General features: G+C 68.0%; 21 protein-coding genes. 8 read left to right on the forward strand and 13 right to left on the reverse strand.

The window, feature by feature from the left end; translation table 11 throughout:
* Positions 1-80 precede the first annotated feature (80 nt).
* Together xdhB and xdhA are read right to left on the reverse strand one after the other, a co-directional pair.
* Complete coding sequence (xdhB, locus tag AX750_RS01795) at positions 81-2,432, reverse strand: xanthine dehydrogenase molybdopterin binding subunit (RefSeq protein ID WP_066724217.1); 2,352 nt, start codon at positions 2,430-2,432, stop codon at positions 81-83.
* On the reverse strand, positions 2,425-3,909 hold the full coding sequence (gene xdhA / locus AX750_RS01800) for a xanthine dehydrogenase small subunit (RefSeq protein ID WP_197426691.1): 1,485 nt from the start codon (positions 3,907-3,909) through the stop codon (positions 2,425-2,427). Before xdhA ends, xdhB begins: the two co-directional genes overlap by 8 nt.
* 273 nt (positions 3,910-4,182) lie before the next feature.
* Between xdhA and guaD the strand changes: the two genes are divergently transcribed.
* The gene (guaD, locus tag AX750_RS01805; protein WP_066724220.1) at positions 4,183-5,508 is read left to right on the forward strand and encodes a guanine deaminase; all 1,326 of its coding nucleotides are present in this window, start codon (positions 4,183-4,185) and stop codon (positions 5,506-5,508) included.
* Positions 5,509-5,567: 59 nt separating this feature from the next.
* On the opposite strand, the gene AX750_RS01810 is transcribed toward guaD, so the two are convergent.
* The 7 genes from AX750_RS01810 to AX750_RS01840 all read right to left on the reverse strand — a co-directional run bounded on the left by AX750_RS01810 (position 5,568) and on the right by AX750_RS01840 (position 13,844).
* Positions 5,568-6,425 carry a D-amino-acid transaminase gene (locus AX750_RS01810; RefSeq protein ID WP_066724223.1) on the reverse strand — a complete coding sequence of 286 codons (858 nt, stop codon included), beginning with the start codon at positions 6,423-6,425 and terminating at the stop codon, positions 5,568-5,570.
* Between the two features lie 107 nt (positions 6,426-6,532).
* Entirely contained in the window at positions 6,533-8,128 is a 1,596-nt protein-coding gene (locus tag AX750_RS01815) for a peptide ABC transporter substrate-binding protein (RefSeq protein WP_066724225.1), read from the reverse strand.
* A 129-nt stretch (positions 8,129-8,257) separates the two neighbouring features.
* Entirely contained in the window at positions 8,258-8,773 is a 516-nt protein-coding gene (locus tag AX750_RS01820) for a BLUF domain-containing protein (RefSeq protein WP_066724227.1), read from the reverse strand.
* A gap of 237 nt (positions 8,774-9,010) precedes the next feature.
* On the reverse strand, positions 9,011-10,126 hold the full coding sequence (locus tag AX750_RS01825) for an alpha/beta hydrolase (protein ID WP_066724229.1): 1,116 nt from the start codon (positions 10,124-10,126) through the stop codon (positions 9,011-9,013).
* A gap of 41 nt (positions 10,127-10,167) precedes the next feature.
* The gene (locus AX750_RS01830) at positions 10,168-12,462 is read right to left on the reverse strand and encodes an NADP-dependent malic enzyme (protein WP_066724232.1); all 2,295 of its coding nucleotides are present in this window, start codon (positions 12,460-12,462) and stop codon (positions 10,168-10,170) included.
* A 250-nt stretch (positions 12,463-12,712) separates the two neighbouring features.
* Entirely contained in the window at positions 12,713-12,949 is a 237-nt protein-coding gene (locus tag AX750_RS01835; RefSeq protein WP_038361355.1) for an Lrp/AsnC ligand binding domain-containing protein, read from the reverse strand.
* Positions 12,950-13,019: 70 nt separating this feature from the next.
* Positions 13,020-13,844, reverse strand: a complete 825-nt coding sequence (locus AX750_RS01840; RefSeq protein ID WP_066724235.1) for an alpha/beta hydrolase — start codon at positions 13,842-13,844, stop codon at positions 13,020-13,022.
* 181 nt (positions 13,845-14,025) lie between these two features.
* Between AX750_RS01840 and AX750_RS01845 the strand changes: the two genes are divergently transcribed.
* The 3 genes from AX750_RS01845 to AX750_RS01855 are packed head-to-tail and all read left to right on the forward strand — an operon-like array spanning position 14,026 to position 15,619.
* On the forward strand, positions 14,026-15,024 hold the full coding sequence (locus AX750_RS01845; protein WP_066724238.1) for an asparaginase: 999 nt from the start codon (positions 14,026-14,028) through the stop codon (positions 15,022-15,024).
* A 44-nt stretch (positions 15,025-15,068) separates the two neighbouring features.
* Positions 15,069-15,296 (forward strand): antitoxin MazE-like protein, encoded by a 228-nt coding sequence (locus tag AX750_RS01850; protein ID WP_066724241.1) that lies wholly within the window; start codon positions 15,069-15,071, stop codon positions 15,294-15,296.
* Between the two features lie 11 nt (positions 15,297-15,307).
* A complete protein-coding gene (locus tag AX750_RS01855; RefSeq protein ID WP_197426693.1) occupies positions 15,308-15,619 on the forward strand; it encodes a type II toxin-antitoxin system PemK/MazF family toxin in 312 nt (103 codons plus the stop codon).
* Between the two features lie 3 nt (positions 15,620-15,622).
* Here AX750_RS01855 and AX750_RS01860 read toward each other — a convergent pair whose 3' ends face one another.
* Genes AX750_RS01860 through meaB form a run of 3 tightly spaced genes read right to left on the reverse strand, consistent with a single transcriptional unit; the run spans position 15,623 to position 18,695 of the window.
* The gene (locus AX750_RS01860) at positions 15,623-17,008 is read right to left on the reverse strand and encodes a TIGR03808 family TAT-translocated repetitive protein (protein WP_066724247.1); all 1,386 of its coding nucleotides are present in this window, start codon (positions 17,006-17,008) and stop codon (positions 15,623-15,625) included.
* 54 nt (positions 17,009-17,062) lie between these two features.
* A complete protein-coding gene (locus AX750_RS01865) occupies positions 17,063-17,704 on the reverse strand; it encodes a hypothetical protein (protein ID WP_066724250.1) in 642 nt (213 codons plus the stop codon).
* Between the two features lie 4 nt (positions 17,705-17,708).
* Positions 17,709-18,695: a methylmalonyl Co-A mutase-associated GTPase MeaB gene (gene meaB / locus AX750_RS01870; RefSeq protein ID WP_066724253.1), complete on the reverse strand. Its 987-nt coding sequence runs from the start codon at positions 18,693-18,695 to the stop codon at positions 17,709-17,711.
* 124 nt (positions 18,696-18,819) lie between these two features.
* On the opposite strand from meaB, the gene AX750_RS01875 reads away from it, so the two are divergent.
* From AX750_RS01875 to AX750_RS01885, 3 genes are all read left to right on the forward strand, one after another.
* Complete coding sequence (locus AX750_RS01875; protein WP_197432781.1) at positions 18,820-19,971, forward strand: alpha/beta hydrolase; 1,152 nt, start codon at positions 18,820-18,822, stop codon at positions 19,969-19,971.
* A gap of 121 nt (positions 19,972-20,092) precedes the next feature.
* A complete protein-coding gene (locus AX750_RS01880) occupies positions 20,093-21,100 on the forward strand; it encodes an alpha/beta hydrolase (protein ID WP_066724260.1) in 1,008 nt (335 codons plus the stop codon).
* A gap of 61 nt (positions 21,101-21,161) precedes the next feature.
* Positions 21,162-22,058 carry a hypothetical protein gene (locus tag AX750_RS01885; protein ID WP_066724262.1) on the forward strand — a complete coding sequence of 299 codons (897 nt, stop codon included), beginning with the start codon at positions 21,162-21,164 and terminating at the stop codon, positions 22,056-22,058.
* Between the two features lie 4 nt (positions 22,059-22,062).
* On the opposite strand, the gene AX750_RS01890 is transcribed toward AX750_RS01885, so the two are convergent.
* Positions 22,063-22,521, reverse strand: a complete 459-nt coding sequence (locus AX750_RS01890) for an Lrp/AsnC family transcriptional regulator (protein WP_066724264.1) — start codon at positions 22,519-22,521, stop codon at positions 22,063-22,065.
* Between the two features lie 149 nt (positions 22,522-22,670).
* Here AX750_RS01890 and AX750_RS01895 point away from each other — a divergent pair, with 149 nt between their 5' ends.
* A complete protein-coding gene (locus AX750_RS01895) occupies positions 22,671-23,954 on the forward strand; it encodes a cystathionine gamma-synthase family protein (RefSeq protein ID WP_066724287.1) in 1,284 nt (427 codons plus the stop codon).
* Positions 23,955-23,992: the final 38 nt, after the last annotated feature.

Genomic DNA, 23,992 nt, shown 5'->3' on the forward strand with positions numbered 1-23,992 from the left:
CCCCCACCCCGGCCCTCCCCGCCGCAAGCGGGGGGAGGGAGAAGAAGGCCGCGTCGGATGTCCTAAGGGAACTGCGCTCATCATCCCGCTTCCGCGCGAACGCGCTCGACCGCCGCCAGCACGCGCTCGGGCGTCGCCGGCGCATCGAGCCGCGGGCAGACCCGATGGCCTCCCACGCTCGCCACCGCATCCGACAGTGCGTGCAGCACGCTGATCGCCAGCATCAGAGGCGGCTCCCCGACCGCCTTGGAGCGGTGGATCGTCGCCTCGCGATTGGGGGCGTTTTCCAGCAGTGCGACGTTGAAGAGGCGCGGCCGGTCGGAGGCGACCGGGATCTTGTAGGTCGAGGGCGCATGCGTCTTCAGCACGCCCTTGGCATCCCAGACCAGTTCCTCGGTCGTCAGCCAGCCCATGCCCTGGATGAAGCCGCCCTCGATCTGGCCCTTGTCGATGGCGGGGTTCAGCGACGTCCCGCAATCATGCAGGATGTCGACGCGCTCGACCTTGTATTCGCCGGTCAGCGTATCGACCGCGACCTCGGCGGCGGCCGCGCCATAGGCGAAATAGTAGAAGGGCTGGCCGCGCCCGGCCTTGCGGTCCCAATGGATCTTCGGCGTCGCGTAGAAGCCCGTCGCCGAGAGCTGGACGCGCGCCATATAGGCCGCCTTGACCAGATCGGTGAAGGGGATCTCGCGGGCGCCGACCTGCACGAAACCCGGCCGGAAGACGATCGCCTCCGGGCTTTCCTGCCAGTGCCGGGCGGCGAATTCGGTCAGCCGCGCCTTGATCGTCTCGCAGGCGTCGAGCGCCGCCATGCCGTTGAGATCGGAGCCCGAGGAGGCCGCGGTGGCCGAGGTGTTGGGCACCTTGCCGGTCGTCGTCGCGGTGATCTTGACCCGGTCGAGGCCGATCCCGAAGGCCTGCGCCACCACCTGCGCCACCTTGATATAGAGCCCCTGGCCCATCTCAGTGCCGCCATGGTTCAGCATCACCGAACCGTCGGTGTAGACATGCACCAGGGCTCCGGCCTGATTGTACCAGGTCGCCGTGAAGGAGATCCCGAACTTGACCGGCGTCAGCGCAATGCCGCGCTTCACGACCGGGCTTTTGGCATTGGCCTCCCGGATCGCCGCTTGCCTCGCTCTGTAGTCGCAGGAGCGCTCCAGCCGTGCGATCACCTCGCCCGCGATGTTGTCCGTCACGGTCTGGTGGTAGGGCGTCAGATCGCGGCCGGGCCCCTCGCCGGGCGTGCCGCCATAGAGGTTGCGGCGGCGCACCTCCAGCGGGTCGAGCCCGGTCGCGAAGGCGACCTCCTCGATGAAGCGCTCGGCCCCGACCATGCCCTGCGGCCCGCCGAAGCCGCGGAAGGCCGTGTTCGAGACGGTGTGGGTCAGCAGAGGCTCGGAACGACCGCGCACCGCCGGGTAGAAATAGCAATTGTCCATGTGGAATAGCGCGCGGTCCGTCACCGGCCCCGAGAGATCCGCGTTCCAGCCGCAGCGTGCCGCATAGACCGCATCGACCGCATGGATGCGTCCCTCGTCGTCGAAGCCGATCTCGTAATCGACGACGAAATCATGCCGCTTGCCGGTGACGATCATGTCGTCGTCGCGGTCGGGCCGCAGCTTCACAGGCCGCTTCAGCTTGCGCGCAGCGAGCGCGGCGACGCAGGCGAAGAGGTTGGACTGGGTCTCCTTGCCGCCGAAGCCGCCGCCCATGCGCCTGACCTCGACGGTGACGGCATGGGAGGCGACGCCCAGCACCTGCGCCACCATATGCTGCACCTCAGTCGGGTGCTGCGTCGAGGAGAAGACCTGCATGTCCTCCTCCTCGCCGGGAATGGCGAGCGCGATCTGGCTTTCGAGGTAGAAATGATCCTGCCCGCCGATCGTCATCGAGCCCTTGAGCCGGCGCGGACTTTGCGCCAGCGCGGCCGCGACATCGCCGCGCTCGAGCTTGAGCGGGTCGGTCACCAGAGCGCCGCCGGCCGCGCGGGCTGCCGCGACATCGAGCACGGGCGGGGACTCCTCACAGACCGCCTGCGCGAGGGCCGCCGCCTCCCGCGCCGCTTGGCGCGTCTGCGCCACCACGGCAAAGAGCGGCTGGCCGTGATGTAGGATCGTCTGCGTCGCGAAGACCGGCTCGTCATGGCGATGCGTCGAGGAGATGTCGTTGACGCCGGGAATGTCGGCCGCCGTCAGCACCGCGACGACCCCGGGCGCCGCCAGCACGGGCGCGAGATCGAGCGACACCAGCCGGCCATGGGCGATGCGGCTCAGGCCGAGATAGGCGTGCAGCAGCCCCTCGGGCGCGGCGATGTCGTCGATATAGACGGCTTCGCCCGCGACATGGCGGGCGGCGGAATCGTGGAGGCGAGGTGCTCCGACCATGGCGGAGGCGTCCTTGTCGAGCCGGCGGCGCGCATCAGCCATGGGCGGCCACCGCGAACTGGCCCGCGACGCGGGTCTCGACATCGGGCCGTGTCGTTTCGATCAGGAAGCGCCGCAGCAGGTTGCCCGCCACCGTCAGCCGGTAGCCGGCCGAGGCCCGCATGTCACTGAGCGGTGTGAAGTCGCTCGAAAGCGCAGCGATCGCGGCGTCCACCGCCGCTTCGTCCCAGTGCCGGCCGATCAACGCGGCTTCCGCGGCGGCGGCGCGTCTGGGTGTGCCCGCCATGCCGCCATAGGCCAGCCGGGCCTCCGCGATGCGGCCGCCGGCGTCGAGCCGCAGCCAAAAGGCGCCGCAGACCGCAGAGATGTCCTCGTCGAAGCGCTTCGAGATCTTCGAGACGTGAATGAGCGCATCCGGCCCCGGCCTGGGCACGATCACCGCCTCGACGAACTCGCCCTCGCGCCTGTCCTGCTTGCGGTAGTCGAGGAAGAAGTCTTCGAGCGGGATCTCGCGGCGTGCCAGTCCGTCCGGCGCCGCCTTCGCCAGAACCAGCCTCGCTCCCAGCGCGATCAGCGCCGGCGGCAGGTCGCCGATCGGCGAGCCATTGGCGACATTGCCGCCGATCGTGCCGGCGTTGCGGACTTGCTCGCCGCCGAAGCGGCGCATCAGCTCGTCGAGTTGCGGCGAGAGCGACGCCAGCACGGGGCGAACCTCCGCATGGGTCGCCATCGCGCCGAAGACGAGGTGATCGCCGCGATCTGCGATCTCCCGCAGCGCCGTGACGCGCCCGAGCGAGATGACGGGATCGAGCCGCCGCATGCCCTTCGTCACCCAGAGCCCGACATCGGTCGCACCCGCGACCAGCGTCGCCTGCGGATGGGCGGCCACCAGATCCGCCAGCCCCGCGACGGTCACTGGGGCGAAGAAGCGCCCGCCGGGGCCGGAGAGGGCGAGCGGGGCGTCGTCGGCGAGGTCGTGCAGCCTCGCGGTGACCGCCTCGCGGTCCGGCCTCTCATGGCCACCAGCCGACATCCGCTGCGCCGCCGCGATGATCGGCTCGTAGCCGGTGCAGCGGCAGAGATTGCCCGCCAGCGCATCCTCGATGCGCGAGACGGATGGCGCATCCTCGTTCAGCCAGAGCGCGAAGAGCGACATCACGATGCCCGGCGTGCAGAAGCCGCATTGCGAGCCGTGGCCATCGACCATCGCCTGCTGCACCGGATGCAGGCTGCCGTCCGCGCCTTTCAGATGCTCGACCGTCAGCAGCTGGCAGCCGTCCAGCGTCGGCAGGAAGCGGATGCAGGCATTGATCGCCTCGTAGCGCAACCATCCGCCATCGAGCCGGCCGACGACGACGGTGCAGGCGCCGCAATCGCCCTCGGCGCAGCCCTCCTTGCTGCCGGTCAGGCGCCGTTCCAGCCGCAGCCAGTCGAGCACGGTCAGCGTCGGATCGCAGTTTGCGATCTCGATCAGCGCGTCGCCGAGCAGGAAGCGGAGCGTGTCACGCATCGTGGACATGCTCTGCCATACCGACCAACTCCGTCGTCATCCTGGACCAGCCGCGCATCGGCGCCGGTCCGGGATCCATCATCGGGTGGCGACGGCGCCCGATGATGGATCCCGGCGCTGCGCTTCGCTCCGGCCAGGATGACGGCGGAGGAAACTCCCTATGATCGAGCGAACCAGACGACCGGAGACAAATCATGCCCTCAGATTAGGCATGATCCCCGCTTGGCCGGAAGCTTTGATTTGGTGCAGATGTGATGTGAATCCGAGCCGGAGTGCGCATTAGTGAGCCAGACCAGCCCCCTTCGTGCCCTGCGCGGCCGCCTCTTGTGGTTCGTGGCCGATCCGCGCGACGTCGGGGAGGCGGCGCATCGTTATGTCGCGGACGGGGTGCTGGTGATCGAGGGCGGGGTGATCCGTGCAGTCGGCCCGGCGGAGGCCATCCTGCCGACCCTGCCGGCCGGGGCGGAGATCATCGACCACCACCCGCATCTGATCATGCCTGGCTTCATCGACGCCCATCTGCACATGCCGCAGACGCAGGTGATCGCCTCTTATGGCGCCCAGCTGATGGACTGGCTCAACCGCTACACCTTCGTCGAGGAGCAGCGTCTGGCGCAGCAGGGCCATCCCGAAAAGCTCGCAACCTTCCTGCTCGACGAATTGCTCGCGAACGGCACCACGACGGCGGTGATCTACTGCTCGGTGCATCCGCAATCGGCGCAGGCGCTGTTTGCCGAATCCGAGCGCCGCAACACCCGCATGATCGCCGGCAAGGTGATGATGGACCGCAACGCGCCCGAAGCGCTCACCGACACAGCGCAGAGCAGTTATGCGGATTCCAAGGCGCTGATCGAGCGCTGGCACGGCAGGGGCCGCCAACTCTACGCCATCACCCCGCGCTTCGTGGTGACCTCGACGCCGGAGCAGATGGAGGCGGCCGGGCGGCTGGCCGCCGAGCATCCCGACTGCCACGTCCAGACGCATATCAACGAGAACCGGGCCGAGATCGCGCTCGCCAACGAACTCTATCCCGAGCCGGGAGACTATGCCGGCATCTACCAGCATTACGGACTGCTCGGACCCAGAAGCCTGCTCGGCCACTGCATCCACATGACCGACCGGGAATGGCGGCGTTTCGCCGAAACCGGCAGCGTCGCCGTGTTCTGCCCGACCTCGAATCTCTTCCTCGGCTCCGGACTGTTCGACTGGGCCCGCGCCCGGGCGGAGGGCGTGCCGGTCGCGGTGGCGACCGATATCGGCGGCGGCACCTCCTATTCGATGCTCCGGACGATGTCGGAGGCCTACAAGGTACTGCAATTGCAGGGGCAGTCGCTCTCGGCCTTCGCCGCGCTCCACGCCATCACGCTGGGCAATGCCAAGGCTTTGAAGCTCGACCACCTGATCGGTTCGCTGGAGCCCGGCCACGAGGCCGATGTTGTCGTGCTCGATGCGGGCGCCCAGCGCGCCATGGCGCATCGGCTGGAGACGGCGCGCGACCTCGCCGAGGAGCTGTTCGTGCTGGTCACGCTCGGCGACGAGCGCAATGTCGTCGCGACCTATGTGATGGGCGAGCGAACCAATCCTCCGTCATTCTCGGGCGGAGCTTAAGCGCAGACCCGAGAATCTCCGGCAAGAGATGCTCGGGTCAAGCCCAAGCATGACGCGCCTCACCCCAGCACGCCGCCCTTGCGGGCGAAATCGATGTAGATCTCGCGCAGGCGCAGCGCGGTGGGTCCCGGGGCGCCGTTATGGATGCTGTGGCCGTCGATCGTCGTCACCGGCATGACGAGGCTGGTCGCCGATGTGATGAAGGCCTCCTCGGCGTCCAGCGCCTCGGCCAGCGTGAATTCGCGCTCCTCGAAGGCGAAGCCCGTCTCTTCGATATAGGCCAGCACCGCCTTGCGGGTGATGCCGGGCAGGACCTTGTGCGAGAGCGGCCGCGAGATCAGCGTCTTGCCCTTGACGATCCAGGCGGTGGAGGAGGCGCCCTCGGTCACCACCCCGTCCTCGATCATCCAGGCCTCTTGCGCGCCGCTTTCGGCTGCGAACTGCTTGGCCAGCACGGGCGCGAGCAGGTTGACGCTCTTGATGTCGCGCCGGGCCCAGCGCAGATCCGGCGTGGAGACCACCTTGATGCCGGTCTTCGCCGCCGGGGCATTCACGAAGTTGCGGGCCTGGGTGAACATCACCAGCGTCGGCGTGACGTCCTTGGGGAAGGGGAAGTCGCGATCGGCCGCGCCGCGCGTGACCTCGAGATAGACGCCGCCTTCGTCGAGGCTGTTGCGCTTGATCAGCTCCTCATGGATCGCGACCAGTTCGGCCTTTGACCAGGGCAGGGCAAGCCGGATCTCGCCGCAGGAGCGTTCGAGGCGGGCCAGATGCGCTTCGCAATCGACCAGTTTGCCGCCGATCACCGCCGAAACCTCGTAGATGCCGTCGCCGAAAATGAAGCCGCGGTCGAAGACCGAGATCTTGGCGTCCTCCTCGGGGAGATAGGCGCCGTTCACATAGACAATGCGGGACATCGGTCGGCTCTCGTCAGCGGGTTTCCAACAGCATCGCTCCTAGCCGAGACGCAGGCCGGGCGCGAGGGGCGAATGCCGGCGTCGATGCGGGGGCAGCCCCGCTTCCGTCAGGGGCGAAAGCTCAGGAAGCGCGACGGGATGACACCCAGCGGGTTGGGCGCGAAGCCGGCGAGCCGGCTCGAAACGAGGTTCCTGTGGGAATAATGCAGCACCGGAATCCAGGGCTGTTCGCGCACGATCAGGCTGTCGGCCTCGCGCAGGATCGCAGCGCGCCGGGCGAGATCGGCCTCGCCGGCCGCGAGCGTCATCAGCGCATCGAATTGCGGATCGGCATAGCGGCCGACATTGAAGCCGGTGTTGTCGCTCCGGAACAGGAAGAGAAAGCTCTGCGGATCGGAATAATCGCCGATCCAGCCATAGCGGGCGACGTCGAAGTCGCCGCCCTCGCGCAGATGGGCGAAATGTGCCGCGCTGTCGGTCTCGATCAGGGAGGTCTCAACGCCGATCGCCGCCCATTGCTCCGCAATGGCCGCGATGGTGCGCCGGTTGTTGTCGTTGCGGTTGTAGCGCAGCTCGAGCCGCAGCGGCAGGCCGGGTCCATAGCCCGCGGCCGCCATCAGACGCTTCGCCTCGTCTTCGCGCTCGAGCGGGGAGGCGGCCTTGAAGTCGAACTCGGCGCGCTCGCCGTAATTGCCGATATGGGGCGGGATCACGCCATAGGCCGGCAGCATGGTTCCCGCCCAGACACGTTCGGCGATGAACTCCCGGTCGATCGCGAGCGACAGCGCCCGGCGCAGCCGCGCATCGGAGAAGGGGGCTTTGGCCGTGTTCAGGACGAGGAAGTAGGTGCCGAGCGCCGGCGAGATGCGCAGTTGCGTGCCGAGCCGTCCGCGCAGGGCCGCGATCTGGTCGGTGGGGATGTCGGTGGTCAGGTGTAGCTCGCCGGCCAGGAAGCGCCGCGCCGCAACCGCCGCATCGGCGATGGGATAGGACATCACGGTCTCGATGCGGACATCGGCGGCGGCGTGGAAAGACGGGTTGCGGTCCAGCCGGATATGCGAGCTGGGCACGAACTCCTTCAGCACATAGGGGCCGTTCGAGACCCAGTCCGCCACCTGCGCGGCGACACGGCCCGGCCGGTCCGCGGTCGCCGGATGGACCGGCAGGGCTGCCTGATGCGCCAGCAGTTCGAGCAGATGCGGCGTTGGTCGTTCCAGCCGGATTTCGAGCAGATCGGGCGCAGCAGCCGACACGCCGAGGTCCTCCACGCGCACGCCCTCGGCGGCCTTGTAGATGCGCTCGGCGTTCAGGATCGGATATAGCAGGGGCGCGTAAGGGGCGCCCGAGCGCGGATCGAGCATGCGCCGCAGCGAGAACACGAAGTCGGATGCCGTCACCGGCTCGCCATTCGACCAGCGCGCCTGCGGCCGGAGCCTGAATCGCCAGACCAGCCCGTCATCGCTCGTCGTCCAGCTTTCGGCGACGCCCGGCGCGATCTCGCCTGTCATCGTATGGATGACGAGGCCTTCATAGAGGTCGCGCAGCAGATGCGCCTCGGCGACGCTCGTCGTCCGTAGCGGATCGAGACTTGCCGGATCGCCGTCATGGCTGCGGTGGAGAACGCCTTGGGCCAGTGCCGTGCCTGTTCCCGCCAAGGCCAAAGTGGCCGCGAACACCAAAGCGAGCTTGCGCATTCCTGGCATGAGACGCTGTCCCTGCTGCGGCTGGCGCGGGAGCACCGGCCGGTCGCATCAGAGTAGAGCGCGATGCGGAGACGCCGCCAAGAGGCCAGCGAAGAGCCGCGATCTCAGGTGCTGGCGCCGCCGCTGTAGTCAGGCGTGGCCGGTGGCGACGTCACGGAGCGGCGCCTCGAGACCGAGCCTGGAGCTCAGGTCGTCCCTCGGAAAATGGCTCTTCTTCTGAAGTTCCGACGCGATCGACACCAGCAGATCCCTGATCTTGATCGAATCCCGGCCGGATTCGCCGATGAACCTGTTCAGGAATCGCATCTTGACCTGCAACTCGGCCGCATTGTCGCGGATGAACGCGATGGAATGAGCCAGCATTCGCGGACCGAAGAAGCGCTGGGGAACCTCGCAGAACTCGACGATGCGGCAGCTGTCGTGACGGGTGTCCCGGCGAATACATTTGTAGAGATTGGCGACGTTGTCGAAATCGCCTTCGATGATCTGGACGAATTTGCGATCGAAGAAAAACATAAAGCCGGTGATGTCGAATTGGTGGTTCTGCCTGGCAGCAACGAGACGGATCGCTTCCATCCCATCTTCGAATTGATGAGCGTCATCAGGCAGCCGACAATGGCTGCTGTAAATCAGCGACATGACCATGGAAAGCTCCTGGAATTCGGCTTCGATCGAGCAGCGTTGCTGCCATCGGCAAAAACGAATCAACCCAGGCCAACTATGATCCCGAAACAGGCGGGATGACTTCTTCAATACGACACGATTAACGCAAAGTAAACCGAGTTGATGGCGCTCGACGTGCTTCTTCTTGCGTCATTTCGACTCGTCCAGCAGCAAGCGATCGTTCTCGAAGGCGATCACGCAATCGGCTGCCAGAGCCGCTTAGTCACGCAGCGCGTTGGCCTTCGCGGTCTCGAGATCGGGCGTGCCGAACCAGTAGCGGAACTCCTTCTTGCTGCGGCTCAGCGCCATCGCCCGCTCGCCGGGCCCTGAGAAATAGCGCTCGAACACATCGAGCCGCGTGGTCAGGCCGAGCTTCGCATGCAAGGTCCGGCCGCGATCGCGGGGGATCGTCGGCAGGCCCCAGGCGCGTAGCGAGGCATCCATCTCGCGCAGCCAGAGATGCCTTCCCTGTCCGTGCAGGAAGGCCATATGGCCACGCGGCTTCAACTCCGGCAGGTCGATGAAGCGCACATCGGCGCCCGCATCGAGCGCAGCCTTGCGCATCCGGGCGACCAGGGACGGCGGGAAGAGTTCGTCGTTGCGGGCATAGATCCAGAGTTGCGGCACCGTGTCCGGCCCCTGCCAGGCGGTCATGGCGGCGACCAGCGCGTCCTGCCCCCGCTCGGTGCAGCCCTCCAGATTGAGCCCGCCCGCGACATTGATGACGCCGCGCAGGCCGGGCGGCTTGCGGCGCAGCAGAGACATCGCGGTGGCGCCGCCGGCCGATTCCCCGAGCAGGATTACCCGCTGCCCGTCCACATCCGGCCGCGCCTGGAGAGCGCGCAGCGCGCCCTCGATATCGTCCGTGTCGTCGCCGAAGGAGCCGGCGATATCGGGGGTGGGGCAGGAGGCCAGCGACGGCAGCGGCCCGTCCGACTGTCCGGCACCGCGTCGCATCACCACCGCGGCGAGCCAGCCCCGGCGGGCGAGATCACGCGCGAGTGTCGCGTAGCGGGCCGCCCTGAGGTCTCCCATGCTGAGCGAACTGCTGTTGCGGCCATGGGTGATGATCGCCAGCGGCAGCTGCCCGGTCACACCTTCGGGCCGCACGATCAGGCTTTCGAGGCGGACCTCGCGCCCCTTCGCCTGGATGCGCAGATAGCCGTTCTCCTGCCGCAGTGCCGCGCCCAGCGGAACGTCCTGTGCAAAGGCGCGGTGACCGGGCCATGCCGCTGCCATGGCTCCCAGCAGACAGAGCGCTCGCAGGATCGCGATCATCAGGCCTGCACCCCCAACCGGCGCTGCGGCACCGTGGAACAGCGCCGCGTCGATCATGGCAGAGCGGGTGTGGGGTCTGCAACGGCGGCAGGTAGCTGTCAGCCGGCCGCCGCCGCCCGCTCCTGCGCCTCGACCACCGCCACCGCCGTCATGTTGACGACGCCGCGCGCGGTCACCGAGCCGGTGAGGATATGCACGGGCTTGGCCGCGCCGATCAGGATGGGACCGACAGGCAGCGCATCCGCCAGCACCTTGGCGAACTGATAGGCGATGTTGGCGGCGTCGAGATTGGGGAAGATCAGCACGTTTGCCACGCCCTTCAGCCGCGAGGAGGGCAAAACGCGTTCGCGCACCATGGCGACCAGCGCGGTGTCGGCCTCCATCTCGCCATCGCATTCCAGCTGCGGCGCGCGCTCCCGGATCAGCCCCAGAGCCTTGCGCATCTTGACGGCCGAGGGTGTGTCCGCCGCGCCGAAATCCGAATGCGACAGCAGCGCGATCTTGGGCTCGATGCCGAAGCGGGCGACGTGGCCTGCCGCCAGCACCGTCATGTCCGCGATCTCCTCGGCGCTGGGATCGTGCTTCACATGGGTGTCGGCGAGGAAGAAGGCGCCCTTGTTGGTGATGATCAGGGTCATCGCCGAGATGTCGCAGACGCCGGGTGCCAGCCCGATGATGTCCTTGATGTGCCGGAGCCGCGACATGAACCGGCCCTCGAGGCCGGTGATCATCGCATCGGCCTCGCCACGGGCCACCGCGAGCGCCGCGATCACCGTGTTGTTGGTGCGCACCAGCGAGCGGGCGGCTTCCGGCGTGATGCCGCGGCGGCCCGCGATGTCGAGATAGGTCTGGACATAGTCGCGATAGCGCGGGTCGTCCTCGGGATTGACCACCTCGCAGTCCACGCCCGGCCGGATCGACAGGCCGAAGCGCTGCACGCGGCTCTCGATCACGCTCGGGCGGCCGATCAGGATCGGCACCGCGAGCCCCTCCTCGAGCGCGATCTGGGCGGCCCGCAGGACGCGTTCATCCTCACCCTCGGCATAGATCACGCGCTTGGGATCCGCCTTCGCCTGGGCGAAGAGCGGCTTCATGATGAAGCCGGAGCGGAAGACGAAGCGCGACAGCTCCTCGCGATAGGCCTCGATATCGGGCAGCGGCTTGCGCGCCACGCCGGTCGCCATCGCCGCCTGGGCGACGGCCGGCGCGATCCGGATGATGAGCCGCGGATCGAAGGGATTGGGGATCAGCGAAGTCGCGCCGAAGGTCGAGGATTCGCCGCCATAGGCCCGCGCCGCGATGTCCGATGTCGCCTCGCGCGCCAGGGCCGCGATGGCGCGCACGGCGGCGAGCTTCATCGCCTCGTTGATCGTCGTCGCCTGGACGTCGAGTGCGCCGCGGAAGATGTAGGGGAAGCAGAGGACGTTGTTGACCTGGTTGGGATAGTCCGAGCGCCCGGTGCAGATCATCGCGTCGGGCCGCACGGCGAGCGCGTCCTCGGGGGTGATCTCGGGGTTGGGGTTGGCGAGCGCCAGGATCAGCGGCTTCTCGCCCATCGCCTTGGCCATTTCGGGCTTCAGCACGCCGGCGGCCGAGAGGCCGAGGAAGACGTCGGCGCCGGGGATCACTTCCGCCAGCGTGCGGGCGTCGGTCTCCTGCGCATAGACCTCCTTCCAGCGGTCCATCAGGGTGTTGCGGCCCTTGTGGACGACGCCTTCCAGGTCCGTCACCCAGATGTTCTTGCGCTGGGCGCCGAGCTCGACCAGCAGGTTGAGACAGGCCAGCGCCGCCGCGCCCGCGCCCGAGACGACGATCTTGACGTCGCCGATCTTCTTGCCGGCGAGGTCGAGCCCGTTGAGGATCGCGGCCGAGACGATGATCGCCGTGCCGTGCTGGTCGTCATGGAAGACCGGGATGTTCATCCGGGCCTTGAGCTGCTCCTCGATCTCGAAGCATTCCGGGCCCTTGATGTCCTCGAGATTGATGCCGCCGAAGGTCGGCTCCAGCGCCGCGACCACCTCGACGAACTTCTCGATGTTTTTCTGCTCGACCTCGATGTCGAAGCAGTCGATCCCGGCGAATTTCTTGAAGAGGACGGCCTTGCCCTCCATCACCGGCTTGGAGGCGAGCGGCCCGATGTCGCCCAGCCCCAGCACGGCGGTGCCGTTGGTGATGACCGCGACGAGGTTCTGCCGCGAGGTCAGCTCCGCGGCCTGCGCCGGATCGTCGACGATGGCCTCGCAGGCGGCCGCGACACCGGGCGAATAGGCAAGGGCCAGGTCGCGCTGGTTGCCGAGCGGCTTGGTCGCCTGGACCTCGAGCTTACCCGGGCGAGGCTGGCGGTGATAGACGAGCGCGCCGGAGCGGAGATCGGGGGACAGGTTGCTCTTCATCGCGGCGGCTCCGGCGGCGCAGGCTCAATGTCAGGAGCAGCCGAGGTCGCGCGAATGGGGCGAGGTCGTCAAGCGCGGCGGATGCATTAATCGCAAGCAGCGGTCGCCGCCCGCCGCCGGCCGATCTTCGGAGAGCCGCACAGCAAGCTTGAATCAGCATGTGAAGCAATTTGCGCGGCGGGTGAGGCTTTCGATTCAAGTCCTTGACCTGAATCGCCTTTCGACACGCCGGGCCTGCTTTGGTCCGGGTTCAGAACGCCTTGAAGGTGATGATGGTGTGGGTGTCGGCGATCTCCGGGATCGACTGCACCTTCTGCGCGACGAAATGGCCGATATCGACATCCGCCGCGACATGGAACTTGGCCAGGATGTCGTAATTGCCCGCCGTCGAGTAAATCTCGGACGCGATCTCACGGTCTGCGAGCTCGCTGGCGACCTCATAGGTCTTGCCGAGCTTGCATTTGATCTCGACGAAGAAGGTCTGCATCGCGGGCTCCGGGGTCTGGCCGAGGATTCTCGATAGAGCCTCACAGCCCTTCAGATCAAGCGCAGTCCCATTAGGCGCCTGCGAGTTCCGCGATGCGGCGCGTCATGGCGCTTTCGGGATCGGCGAGGCCTTCGATCACCGTGAAGTGGTTGGCGCCGGCGATCTCCTCATAGCGGGTGCGGACGCCCGACAACCCCCAGACATCGACGATCCGGCGGCTCTGCTTGAAGTACTCCTCGCTCTCCGCGCCGCCGACAACGGCGTCCATGACGAGGCCCGATGGGGCGGGCCAGAACAGCGGGCTCTCGCGCTCGGCGTCCTCGAAGCTGAGCTTGAGTGCGCCGTTGATGCTCGTCTCCGTCAGCGGCTTGAGGTTGTAGAGGCCGGAGATGCCATAAGCCGCCGGCACGAGCTGTTCCGGCAGGCCCTCCTCGACATTGGCCCAGTTGGTCGCGAGCAGGCAGGCGGCGAGGTGGCCTCCCGCCGAATGGCCCGTCGCGACCACGGGCAGGCCGTAGCGCTGCCACAGCGCGGCGGCCGCCTGCTGCATCTCCCAGACGATATGGCCGACCTCGACCTGCGGGCAGAGATCATAGCCGACGACGGCGACGGGCAGGCCGCGTCGGTTGAGGCCGCGCGCCATATGCGAGAAGAAGCTGCGGTCCAGCGCCTGCCAGTAACCGCCATGGATGAACAGCACGATGGCGTCTCCGCGCATCGTCACCGGCTTGAACAGATCGTAGCTTTGGCGCTCGCTCTCGCCATAGGATACGCCCAGTTCGCAAAGCGCTTCGGCGCGATAGGCCTCGGCATCGCGGGCCCAGCCGGCGATGATCTGAGGGTGCTCCGGCACGCGGGCGCGATTGTTGTACTGGGTTTCGTAGTCGCTCGACATGGCTCGGCTCCGGTTCGCCCGATCGGCAGACGCGGCCCGCTCGGGGCGCCACGGTCCTGATGGCGGTTGCGGCCAGTCTGCGCCATCGCTTTTGACAGGTCGAGCCGCGGGCGGCACAAGGCTGCGCGCCGGGCGCATGGCCCCGCGCCGATGCCGACACCGCTGCGATCCGGAGACGACGATGGACAACCCGATTCTGGCCGAGGTCACGCGCGGAAGCACGGTCGAGTCGCGTCACCGCGGCGCCGCCATCGTCATGGACGCCGACGGCGCCGTGGTCTTTTCGGCCGGCGATGTCGAGCGCCCCGTCTTCCCGCGCTCCGCGGTGAAGGCGATCCAGGCGCTGCCCCTGCTCGAGAGCGGCGCGGCCGACCGCTACGGCCTGACCGAAGCCGAGATCGCGCTCGCCGTCTCCTCCCACTCCGGCGAGCCGCTCCATGCAGAGACCTCCGCCGCCATGCTGGCGAAGGCGGGCCGCGAGCCCGGCTGCCTCGAATGCGGCGCGCATTGGCCGACCAACGAGAAGGCCGCGCGGGCTCTCGCCCGGGCCGGCCGCGAGCCGACCGCGCTGAACAACAACTGCTCCGGCAAGCATGCCGGCTTCGTCTGCCTTTCCTGCGGCATCGACGAGGACCCGGCTGGCTACATCCGGGCCGAGCACGCGGTGCAGAAGGCCGTGCGCGGCGCGCTCGAGGAGGTCACCGGCGCCGCCCATTCGCGCGAGCTGATGGGCACAGACGGCTGCTCGATCCCGACCTATGCCGTGCCGCTGAAGGCCCTGGCGCTCGGCTTTGCCCGCCTAGGCACCGGACACAGTCTCGGCCCCGAGCGTGCCAAAGCTGCCGCCCGCATCCGGCAGGCCGCCGCCGCGCATCCCTTCATGGTCGCCGGCACCGGCCGCTTCGACACCCGCGCCATGGAACTGCTGCGCGAACGCATCTTCATCAAGACGGGCGCCGAAGGCGTGTATTGCGGGGCTCTCCCGGAACTGGGCTATGGCATCGCGCTGAAATGCGACGACGGTGCCGGCCGCGCGGCGGAGGTGGCGATGGCCAGCCTGATCGCGCGCTTCCTGCCGATGGACGAGGCCGAGATCGCCGCCTTCGCGCCGCTGCGCGAGAGTGTGATGACGAACTGGAACGGCATCGAGGTCGGCCGGGTGAGGGCGGCGCGGGTTTGACCGGCGAAAGGTCGCGCATTACCTTTCGTTGAAAGGAGACCGCCATGCCGCGTTCCGCCTTGAAGGATGGACTGAGCAAGCAGGCCCGCTACCGTGCCGGCAAGAAGGCGGCGGGGCTCAAGGAGGTTCGGCTCTGGACCTTCAATACCGCGAATCCGGCGTTCCGGGCGCAGTTGAAGCGCGACATGGTGGCGATCCGGAACAGCCCTGGAGAGGCGGATGACATCGCGTTCGTCGAGGCACTGACGGATTGGCCGGCTGAGGAAAGATGAGGCGGGGCGACGTGGTCCTCGTTGCGGTGCAAGGCGACCACGGCAAGCCTCGACCCGCTCTGGTCGTTCAAAACGATCTGATAGACGATGTCGACACGACGCTGGTCTGTCTCATCACCACGAGCACGGATGTCTCGGCGGCTTTCCGGTTCGCCGTCGCGCCGACCGTGGGTAACGGTCTCCGTGAGCAGAGCTCTGTCATGCTGGACAAAACCACCATGGTGTTGCGCCAGAAATGCCGCGCCGTGGTGGGGAGGCTCTCCGACGAAGAGATGATGGCCATCGATACCCGCCTTGCCTTCGTCTTCGGCCTCGGCGGCTGATCCTCACCCCACCGCGTTGTTCTCGACCCGCACGCCCGTGGCCCTGGCGTCGGGCGCCTTCGTCAGATCGCCGGTGACGGCCTTCCCGTACTCGGTCCCGACCACCGCGCCGCTTCTCGCTTCCGCGATGACGTTGCCGGAGATCACGGCGTTGCGCTGTTTCGGGACGAGCGAGACACCGATGCCGATGCCGGTTCGGCGCACCATGTTCCCGGTCGCGGCGAGATTGCGCATGCCCCATGACCAGCCGAGCGAGATGCCGATATCGCTGGCGTCCTCGATGACGTTGCCGGTCACTGTGGCCTCGGCCTCGACATGGACGCCCATGCCGCCGATCGGCTCCTTCACGCCGGGATAGAGCCCCTTGCGGGCGCGCCGGACGATATTGTTGGCGAAGACGCTGAGCCGGCCGCCATGGTCGAGATTGGTGATGTTGGCGCCCTGCGCGCAATCCTCGACGAGGTTGTTGGCGATGATCGCGCCCTCGAAGGCGAACTCCGAGTAAAGCCCGACCTCGCCGCAGCGCCGGCCCTGATTGCCGAGGATCTGGACGCTGGTGCCGGAATTGTTGCGGATGAAGGTCAGGGCGCAGTCGCGCAACTGGTTGCCTTCGATGATGACGCCACCGGCCCGGTACAGGCTGATGCCGTTGCCGTTGGGGCCGTCGCCACCGGCATCGGCGCGGATGCGCTCGACCCGGTTGCCCCTCACGAAGGAGCGCTCGTCGCCCGCCTGGCTGCGCCAGAGCTGGATGCCGTTGTTGCCGCAGTCCTCGACCACGTTGCGCTCGATCCGCAGCCCCAGCGAGTCGAGCGAGAACAGGGCCGATTCCCGCATCGACCGGAACTCATTGCTCTCGATCGCGCCGCCCGAGCGGTTCAGCAGGAGCCCGATCGAGCCGGCCCTGGCGAAGGCGCAGTCCTGGATGTCGATTTGCCCGACACTCTCGGCCACGAGTAGCCCCTCGCGGCCAGCCGCCGGGATGTCGAGCCCGTCGAAGCTCAGGCCGCGCAGCGAGACACGCCCGACACCACGGGCGGAAAGCAGGGGGCCGAGCCCGGCCGCGAGCAGGATGGTCGCGCCCCGCACGCCGAGGAGGTTGGCGCCATCGGGCAGGGCGACCCGGCCGACGCGGTAACGGCCTGGCGCGATGAGGAGTGGCGCCTGCCGGCGGGCGGCCTCCACCAGAGCCGCCTGAAGCTGGCGAGACTGGTCGTCGGGCGAACCGGGCCTCAGACCGAACTGGGCGGCGTCCAGGCCCAGTCCGCCGAGCGGGACGGCGCGTTGCGGCGCCTGGGCGCGAAGCGGCGGTGCCGCGAGTGCGGCTGTGCCGAAAACGGCCGTCGCGAGCAGCGCGCGTCGTGAGAGGACGGGGGAGGTCAAGGCCATGGCGGGGTGGTTCAAGGGCCATGCCGAGGCGACTTGTCCCGTTCCGGGACGGGCTCAGCCGGGCTTTCGTCCGCGCCGGGCGAGGTCGATTCCCATCGCTGCGAGGCTGGCGGCGAGTGTTGCCGCTGGCGGCCGGAAGGCAGCGACCCGCGTCTTCGGCTTGGTGCCCGGTGCTGGCCGCAGCCAGGGCACATGGATGAAGATCACCGGCACGCCGCTGTTGCGGTGAGGCCGGAGGGCGGCCGCATAGCAGGCATCGCAGAGATAGCGCCCGGCCGAGGGAGAAAGCCCGCTGCACAGCCCGCGACGGCGCAACGTTGCCAGCGCGGCCTGCGGAGAGGCGGTCGTCCGCAGGGGCAGGGCGGCCGGCACCGGCATCGTGGTCGGAGTCGCCCCGCTGAAGTCGGGATGGAGCGGGCTGGCATGGCCGCGGCCGAAGAGTTCGAGCCGGATCTTACGGGCACGTGCGGCCAGCCCGAGCATCAGGATCGCTCGCGGGCGGGCCTCCGCGAGATGGGCGCGCAGCCGCGGCAGCCCGCCTGCATAGCTGGTTTCCAGGATCAGGGCCTCCGCTGCGAAGCCGGCGGCCCGCAGCCGCTTCGTCACGGCCTGCGCGAGCGCGGTCGTCGGATTGACCCGCACCCGCGGGAAGGGGCCGAAGCCCGTGACCAGAATGTCGGGGCGGCTCGGTGTCATGGCTTCAGAGCCCCAGCGCCTGCGCGATGTCGTCGGCGGCCAGGGTCGGCGCCAAGGTGCCGGCCGCCACCGCCGCTTCGAGCGCCGGCGTCCGGGCCTTCAGATCGGGATCGTCGCGCAGCTTTGCCCGCAGCCGGTCTTCGACCATGGCCCACATCCATTTCACATCCTGGCGATGGCGCTTCTGGGCGATGAGCCCCTTCGCCTCATGGCGGGCGCGGTGATCCTCGATCCTGGCCCAGAGCGTGTCGAGCCCGTCGCCGGTGAGCCCCGAGATCGTGACCACCGGCGTCGACCAGAGCGGAGACGAAGGCGCCAGAATGTGCAGTGCAGCCTGGTACTGCGCTGCGGCGGCGCGCGCGGCCGTCGCGCCGGCCCCGTCCGCCTTGTTGACCGCGATCATGTCCGCGAGTTCGATGATGCCCTTCTTGATGCCCTGCAGCTCGTCGCCCGCATTGGGCAGCATCAGAACCAGGAAGAAATCGGTCAGCTCCGCCACGGCGGTCTCCGACTGCCCGACGCCGACCGTCTCGACCAGGATGACGTCGAAGCCCGCAGCCTCGCAGAGCAGCATGGTTTCGCGCGTCCTTGCGGCGACGCCACCGAGCGTGCCTGAGGAGGGCGAGGGGCGGATATAGGCGCCAGGGTCGACCGCGAGACGGGCCATGCGCGTCTTGTCGCCCAGGATCGAGCCGCCGCTGCGCGAGGAGGAGGGATCGACCGCCAGTACCGCGACCTTATGGCCCCGGCCAGTGAGCAGGCTGCCGAGCGCGTCGATCGTGGTCGACTTGCCGACCCCTGGCACGCCGGTGATGCCGACCCGGATGGCGCCGCCCGTCTTCGGAAGGATCGACTGGACGAGGCTGCTGGCCTGCCGGCGGTGATCGGCCCGGCGCGACTCGACCAGCGTGATCGCGCGTGCCAGCGCCGCGCGGTCGCCGGCGATCAGGCCGTCGGCGAGGGCGGTGACAGGAGCGCTGAGATCGGCCATGAGTCCACCTAGCAAGGCCGGGGGTCCTGCGACAAGGTTCCGGAGGAGGGCGGCCTCCCCGATCTTGCCGACCGACCGGCCTACGTCATGGCGGCGCCTTCGGGCGATGAGGACGATGCAGGCGGTGGTACGGTTCAAGATCCTGGTTCTGGCGCTGCTCGGCCCGCTGGCGCTGGCTGCCTGCGGCACGCCGCGGGTGCTGGAGATCAGCCGGGGTGCCACCGGCGAGGTGGCGGGCTGGGTCGAGATCTTCGTCGCCACGACGCGCGAGGCGTCGGCCGAGCCGGTCTACTTCAACGGCGAGCGCGGGCCCCGCCTGGCCTTCGCGCGGCTCGACTTCACCGTTCCGCCCAACCACAAGCCGGGCGAGTTGGAATTGCCTGATTCGGGGCCGAGCGACCCCTCGAAGCATTTCGCCGTCACCAATGTGCAGCGCCTCGATCTCGCGCCGATCGTGGCGGATGTGCGCCGAGAGATCATGAGGCGGCCGCCGTCGCAGCGCGACGTGCTGGTGTTCGTGCATGGCTTCAACACCAATTTCGCCGATGCAGCGTATCGGTTTGCCCAGATCGTCCATGATTCGGGCTTCAAAGGCGTGCCGGTGTTGTTTACCTGGCCCTCGCGCGGGCAGCTCCTGGCCTATCCCTATGATCGCGAGAGCGCCTTCTATTCGCGCGACTTCCTCGAACTCAACCTGCGCGCCATCGCCCGCGATCTCGGCACGACGCGCATGGACATCCTGGCCCATTCGATGGGGACCTTGCTGACGCTGGAGACGATCCGGCAGGCCTCGATCCGCGGGGACGGCACCTTCGGCGGCAAGTTGCGCGACATCATCCTGGCGGCGCCGGACGTCGATCTCGACGTGTTCAAGACGCAGATGCGCGAGATCAAGCGCCCGGTGACCGTTTTCGTCTCCGCCGACGACCGGGCGCTGGACTTCTCGCGGCGCTTCGCCGGCGACAAGACGCGCCTCGGCGCGGTCTCCGCTAAGGACACGCAGATCATCGCCGACCTCGAAAAACTCGGCGCGCGCATCATCGATCTCTCGGCGGAATCCTCCGGCGACCCGCTGAACCACAGCAAGTTCGCGTCCTCACCGAAGGTCGTCCAGCTCATCGGGCAGCGGCTGAAGGAGGATGGCGGCATCGCCACTGCCGGGCCGGGCCTCGGCGACCGGGTCGGCGACATCGCGGGCGGCGTCGTCGGCACGGTGGGCTCGACGGTAGGGCTCGTCGTGACGGCGCCCGCGGCGATCGTCTCGGGCCGCCGCTGAGGCCTCGGCCGACATTCATCCAGGCTGTTTCGGTGCTCCGCCGCAATCTGGCCGCGTTAGCCTGTCGTTAAGGGCGGGCTGGCCAACTCGGCCTCCCACAACACACCGGATGCCTGACACGATGCCTGTTTCGCGGCACGCTCTCTCACGCCGTCTTGCGATCACCGGGCTGCTCTCGGTAGGGCTTTCGGCCTGCGCCCAGAGCGAGGCGACGGTCTCGCCCTTCGCGGAGCCGACCCGTGCCGACGCGTCGGCGCTGGGGAAGGAGCCGGAACTGCTGGTCGTCACGACGCGGCGCTCGCTCGGCGCGCGGCAGCCCTATTTCGGCAGCGATCGCGGCTCCCTGACCTTCGCCGAGGTGCGGCTGTCGCCGCCGGGCCGGGGCATCTCCGGCCAGATCTCCTCGGTCGTCAGCGGCGATTGGGCGGTGCTCGGCGTCGATGCCGCGGATTCATCCGATCCCGCCCGCGCCTTCGCCCAAGCGGCGACCGGGCGCGACGTGCTGCTCTATGTCCACGGTTTCAACGAGACCTTCGAGTCGGCCGCCCGCAGTGCAGGCCAGCTCTCGCATTCGCTGGAGTTCCAGGGCCGCACCGCGATCTTCACCTGGCCTTCCGGCGGCAAGCTCTTCGACTACGCCTATGACCGCGAGAGCGCGCTGTGGTCGCGCGACGGCTTCGTGAGGGCGCTGCAGGCCCTTGTCTCCAACCCTACCGTCGGGCGCATCCATATCGTCGCGCATTCCATGGGCAGCTTCCTGACCCTGGAGGGCCTGCGGGAGCTGCGCGATTCAGCCGAGGTCTATGCCCGGATCGGCTCGGTCGTATTCGCCTCGCCCGACGTCGACATCGACGCCTTCGAGCAGACCGTTTCGCGCCTCGGCCCCCTGGCCCGCCGCATGACCGTGATCATCGATCCGGGCGATCGGGCTCTCGCGGTCTCGGCCCGCATTGCCGGCGGCGTCGCCCGCGCCGGTGCCGCCGACCGCGCCCGGCTGGAAGCGCTCGGCGTCCGCGTCGCTGATACGTCCGGCCGCGGCTGGAGCATGCTCCGGCACGACCTCTTCCTGTCCGACAGCGAGGTCACCCAGGTGGTCCGCCGCGCCATGGACCGGGGCAAGGGAGCCTGATCCCGGGGATTGCCGTGGCGGAGCCGCCCGCGCAAACTCGCCCGCGCGGAGGATGTTTGCCATGGCGAGGACGGGTCTGGGTGCGCTGGCAGCGCTGCTGCTGGGCTGGGGCGTGCAGGGCGTCCAGGCTCATGACCTGAGGCCCTTCCAGGAAGCCGGCCGCAGCCATGTCATCCACGAGGATGTCTCGCCCTCGGGCACCGAGCCGATCAATGTCGAGACCTATGTTCCCGCGGCCTGTACGGCCAAGCCCTGCCCGCTGTTGATCGCGATCCACGGCCTCGAACGCAATGCCGAGACCGCCCGCGACAACTGGATCGAAGCGGCCGAGCGGCATGGCCTGCTGATCGCGGCGCCGCATTTCGACAGGGAGCGGTTTCCGACGCGGCTGTTCCAGCAGGGCGGTGTGCGGGACGAGGCGGATCCGGCGCGCTGGCTTTACGCCAGCATCGAGCGCTTCTTCGATCGTGCTCTCGCCAGCGGCCGCGTCGCGGGAACGGGCTATGTGCTGTTCGGGCACTCGGCCGGCGCGCAGTTCGTCCATCGCATGGCACTGCTGATGCCGGCGGCGCGCTTCACCACCGCGATCAGCGCGAATGCCAGCTATTACACCCTGCCTCTGCGGGGCGAGGCGGGCGGCTTCGCCTATCCCTATTCCCTGGGCGGTACGCCTGCGACCGAGGTGTCCATATCAGCCGCCTTCGCGAAGCCGCTCCTGGTGATGCTCGGCGAGCGCGACGACGAGCCCACCCATCCGCAGCTCAACCACAGCCGTGGCGCCGAGGCGCAAGGGGCGAACCGGCTCGCGCGCGGGCGTCATTTCATGGCGGTCGCGGCCGCCGAGGCGGCGCGGCTGAAGGTCGAGAGCCCCTGGCGCGAGATCCTCGTGCCCGGCGTCGGGCACGAGTCGCGTCGGATGGCCGCCGCTGCCGCCGAGGCCCTCTTCGCGGGGCGCTAGCTGTTCACAGGGGCGGCAGGCCGATGCGCTTCTTCACTGTCGCCAGCGCGAAATTCGACTCGACCGACTGGATGCATTTCAGCCGTGTCATCTTCTGCTTGAGGAAGCGCTCATAGCCCTCGATGCCGTCCGTCAGGACCCGCAGAAGGTAATCCTGCGAGCCGGTCATCAGGTAGCATTCGGTGACCTCGTTCCAGCCTTCGACCGCCTTCTCGAACTCGGCGATGTGCTCCTGCGTCTGCTGCGAGAGGCGCACCGAGACGAAGACGCTGAAGGGCAGGCCATAGGCCTTGGGGTCGACGGTCGCCGAATAGCCCTGGATCACGCCGCTCTCCTCGAGGCGCTTCAGGCGGCGCAGGCAGGGCGTGGGGGACAGGCCGATCTTCTCCGAGAGGTCCTGATTGGTGATGCGGCCGTCCTCCTGCAGGACGGCGAGCATGCGGCGATCGACGTTATCGAGCATAAGATGCTCCTGCTTGTCCCGATTATGGAAGAATCTCTCTGCTATGATGGCATAGTGGGGCGGAACCGTCCAAGCAATCGCCGCGTCTTGCGCTTATGTTACCGCCAGGGCGCATTCTGCGGCGCACCCCGTTGGACAGCGAGGCCATCATGAGCGACGACAGCTACCACAAGGACCGGATCGCCAACCGCAAGCTGCATCCCGAAACGCTGATGATGGGCTTCGGCTACTCGCCGGCCATGTCGGAAGGGTCGCTCAAGCCACCGATCTTCCTGACCTCGACCTTCGTCTTCGAGAACGCCCAGCAGGGGAAGGATTTCTTCGACTTCACCTCCGGCCGCCGCCAGCCAAAGCCGGGCGAAAAGCCCGGACTGGTCTATTCGCGCTTCAACCACCCCAACATGGAGATCCTCGAGGATCGCCTGGCGATCTGGGACGAGGCTGAAAAATGCGCCGTCTTCGCCAGCGGCATGGCGGCCATCGCGACGACCTGCTTCGCCTTCCTGCGGCCGGGCGACACGATCATCCATTCCCGCCCCCTCTATGGCGGCACCGAGACCCTGCTGAAGAACCAGATGGGCGCCTTTGGCGTCACCGCCTTCGGCTTCACCGACGGGCTCGACATCGCGCAGATGCGCGAGACGGCGAAGGCCGCCGCGGCCAAGGGGCGCGTCGGCATGATCCTGGTCGAGACGCCGGCGAACCCGACCAACGGACTGGTCGATCTCGCCGCCTGCAAGATGATCGCCGACGAACTCGAAGCCTTGCAGGGCCATCGCCCGCCGGTCGTCGTCGACAACACCATGCTCGGCCCGAAATACCAGAAGCCACTGAAGCAGGGCGCCGATCTCTCGCTGCTCTCGCTGACCAAATATGTCGGCGGCCATTCCGACCTCGTCGGCGGCTCGATCAGCGGTTCCGAGGTGCTGGTGCGGCAGGTCAAGAGCTGGCGCGGGTCGCTCGGAACGCAGCTCGACCCCAACTCCTGCTGGATGCTGATGCGCTCGCTGGAGACGCTCGACATCCGCATGAGCCGGGCCAACGAGAATGCGAGGCTGGTCGCGGACTATCTCTCGGCCCATCCGAAAATCGCCAAGGTGCATTATCTCGGGGACCTCAGGGACGGCGACCCCCGCAAGGCGGTGTTCGACCGGCAATGCACGGCGGCCGGCTCGACCTTCGCCTTCGACGTCGTCGGCGGCGAGAAAGAGGCCTTCGCGCTGCTCGACAACCTCCAGATCATGAAGCTCGCGGTTTCGCTCGGCGGCACCGAGACGCTGGTCTCCCACCCCGCCGCGATGACGCATTCCGGCGTCGCCCGCGAATTGCGCGAGGAGATCGGCCTGACCGACGCGCTGATCCGCATCTCGGTAGGCATCGAGAACATCGAGGACCTGATCTCGGATCTGGCGCAGGCGCTGGAGGCGGTGTGAGGGCGGAACACGTCATGCTCGGGCGAAGACCCGAGCAT

This window comes from Methylobacterium sp. CCH7-A2 (genome assembly GCF_001557075.1).
Lineage (GTDB): Bacteria > Pseudomonadota > Alphaproteobacteria > Rhizobiales > Beijerinckiaceae > Allobosea > Allobosea massiliensis.

What these genes read in the sequence shown, in the direction of transcription:
- xdhB (WP_066724217.1), bottom strand. Translation starts at nt 2,432, where the DNA reads ATGGCTGATGCGCGCCGCCGGCTCGACAAGGACGCCTCCGCCATGGTC.
- xdhA (WP_197426691.1), bottom strand. Translation starts at nt 3,909, where the DNA reads ATGTCCACGATGCGTGACACGCTCCGCTTCCTGCTCGGCGACGCGCTG.
- AX750_RS01810 (WP_066724223.1), bottom strand. Translation starts at nt 6,425, where the DNA reads ATGTCCCGCATTGTCTATGTGAACGGCGCCTATCTCCCCGAGGAGGAC.
- AX750_RS01815 (WP_066724225.1), bottom strand. Translation starts at nt 8,128, where the DNA reads ATGCCAGGAATGCGCAAGCTCGCTTTGGTGTTCGCGGCCACTTTGGCC.
- AX750_RS01820 (WP_066724227.1), bottom strand. Translation starts at nt 8,773, where the DNA reads ATGGTCATGTCGCTGATTTACAGCAGCCATTGTCGGCTGCCTGATGAC.
- AX750_RS01825 (WP_066724229.1), bottom strand. Translation starts at nt 10,126, where the DNA reads ATGATCGACGCGGCGCTGTTCCACGGTGCCGCAGCGCCGGTTGGGGGT.
- AX750_RS01830 (WP_066724232.1), bottom strand. Translation starts at nt 12,462, where the DNA reads ATGAAGAGCAACCTGTCCCCCGATCTCCGCTCCGGCGCGCTCGTCTAT.
- AX750_RS01835 (WP_038361355.1), bottom strand. Translation starts at nt 12,949, where the DNA reads ATGCAGACCTTCTTCGTCGAGATCAAATGCAAGCTCGGCAAGACCTAT.
- AX750_RS01840 (WP_066724235.1), bottom strand. Translation starts at nt 13,844, where the DNA reads ATGTCGAGCGACTACGAAACCCAGTACAACAATCGCGCCCGCGTGCCG.
- AX750_RS01845 (WP_066724238.1), top strand. Translation starts at nt 14,026, where the DNA reads ATGGACAACCCGATTCTGGCCGAGGTCACGCGCGGAAGCACGGTCGAG.
- AX750_RS01850 (WP_066724241.1), top strand. Translation starts at nt 15,069, where the DNA reads ATGCCGCGTTCCGCCTTGAAGGATGGACTGAGCAAGCAGGCCCGCTAC.
- AX750_RS01860 (WP_066724247.1), bottom strand. Translation starts at nt 17,008, where the DNA reads ATGGCCTTGACCTCCCCCGTCCTCTCACGACGCGCGCTGCTCGCGACG.
- AX750_RS01865 (WP_066724250.1), bottom strand. Translation starts at nt 17,704, where the DNA reads ATGACACCGAGCCGCCCCGACATTCTGGTCACGGGCTTCGGCCCCTTC.
- meaB (WP_066724253.1), bottom strand. Translation starts at nt 18,695, where the DNA reads ATGGCCGATCTCAGCGCTCCTGTCACCGCCCTCGCCGACGGCCTGATC.
- AX750_RS01880 (WP_066724260.1), top strand. Translation starts at nt 20,093, where the DNA reads ATGCCTGTTTCGCGGCACGCTCTCTCACGCCGTCTTGCGATCACCGGG.
- AX750_RS01885 (WP_066724262.1), top strand. Translation starts at nt 21,162, where the DNA reads ATGGCGAGGACGGGTCTGGGTGCGCTGGCAGCGCTGCTGCTGGGCTGG.
- AX750_RS01890 (WP_066724264.1), bottom strand. Translation starts at nt 22,521, where the DNA reads ATGCTCGATAACGTCGATCGCCGCATGCTCGCCGTCCTGCAGGAGGAC.
- AX750_RS01895 (WP_066724287.1), top strand. Translation starts at nt 22,671, where the DNA reads ATGAGCGACGACAGCTACCACAAGGACCGGATCGCCAACCGCAAGCTG.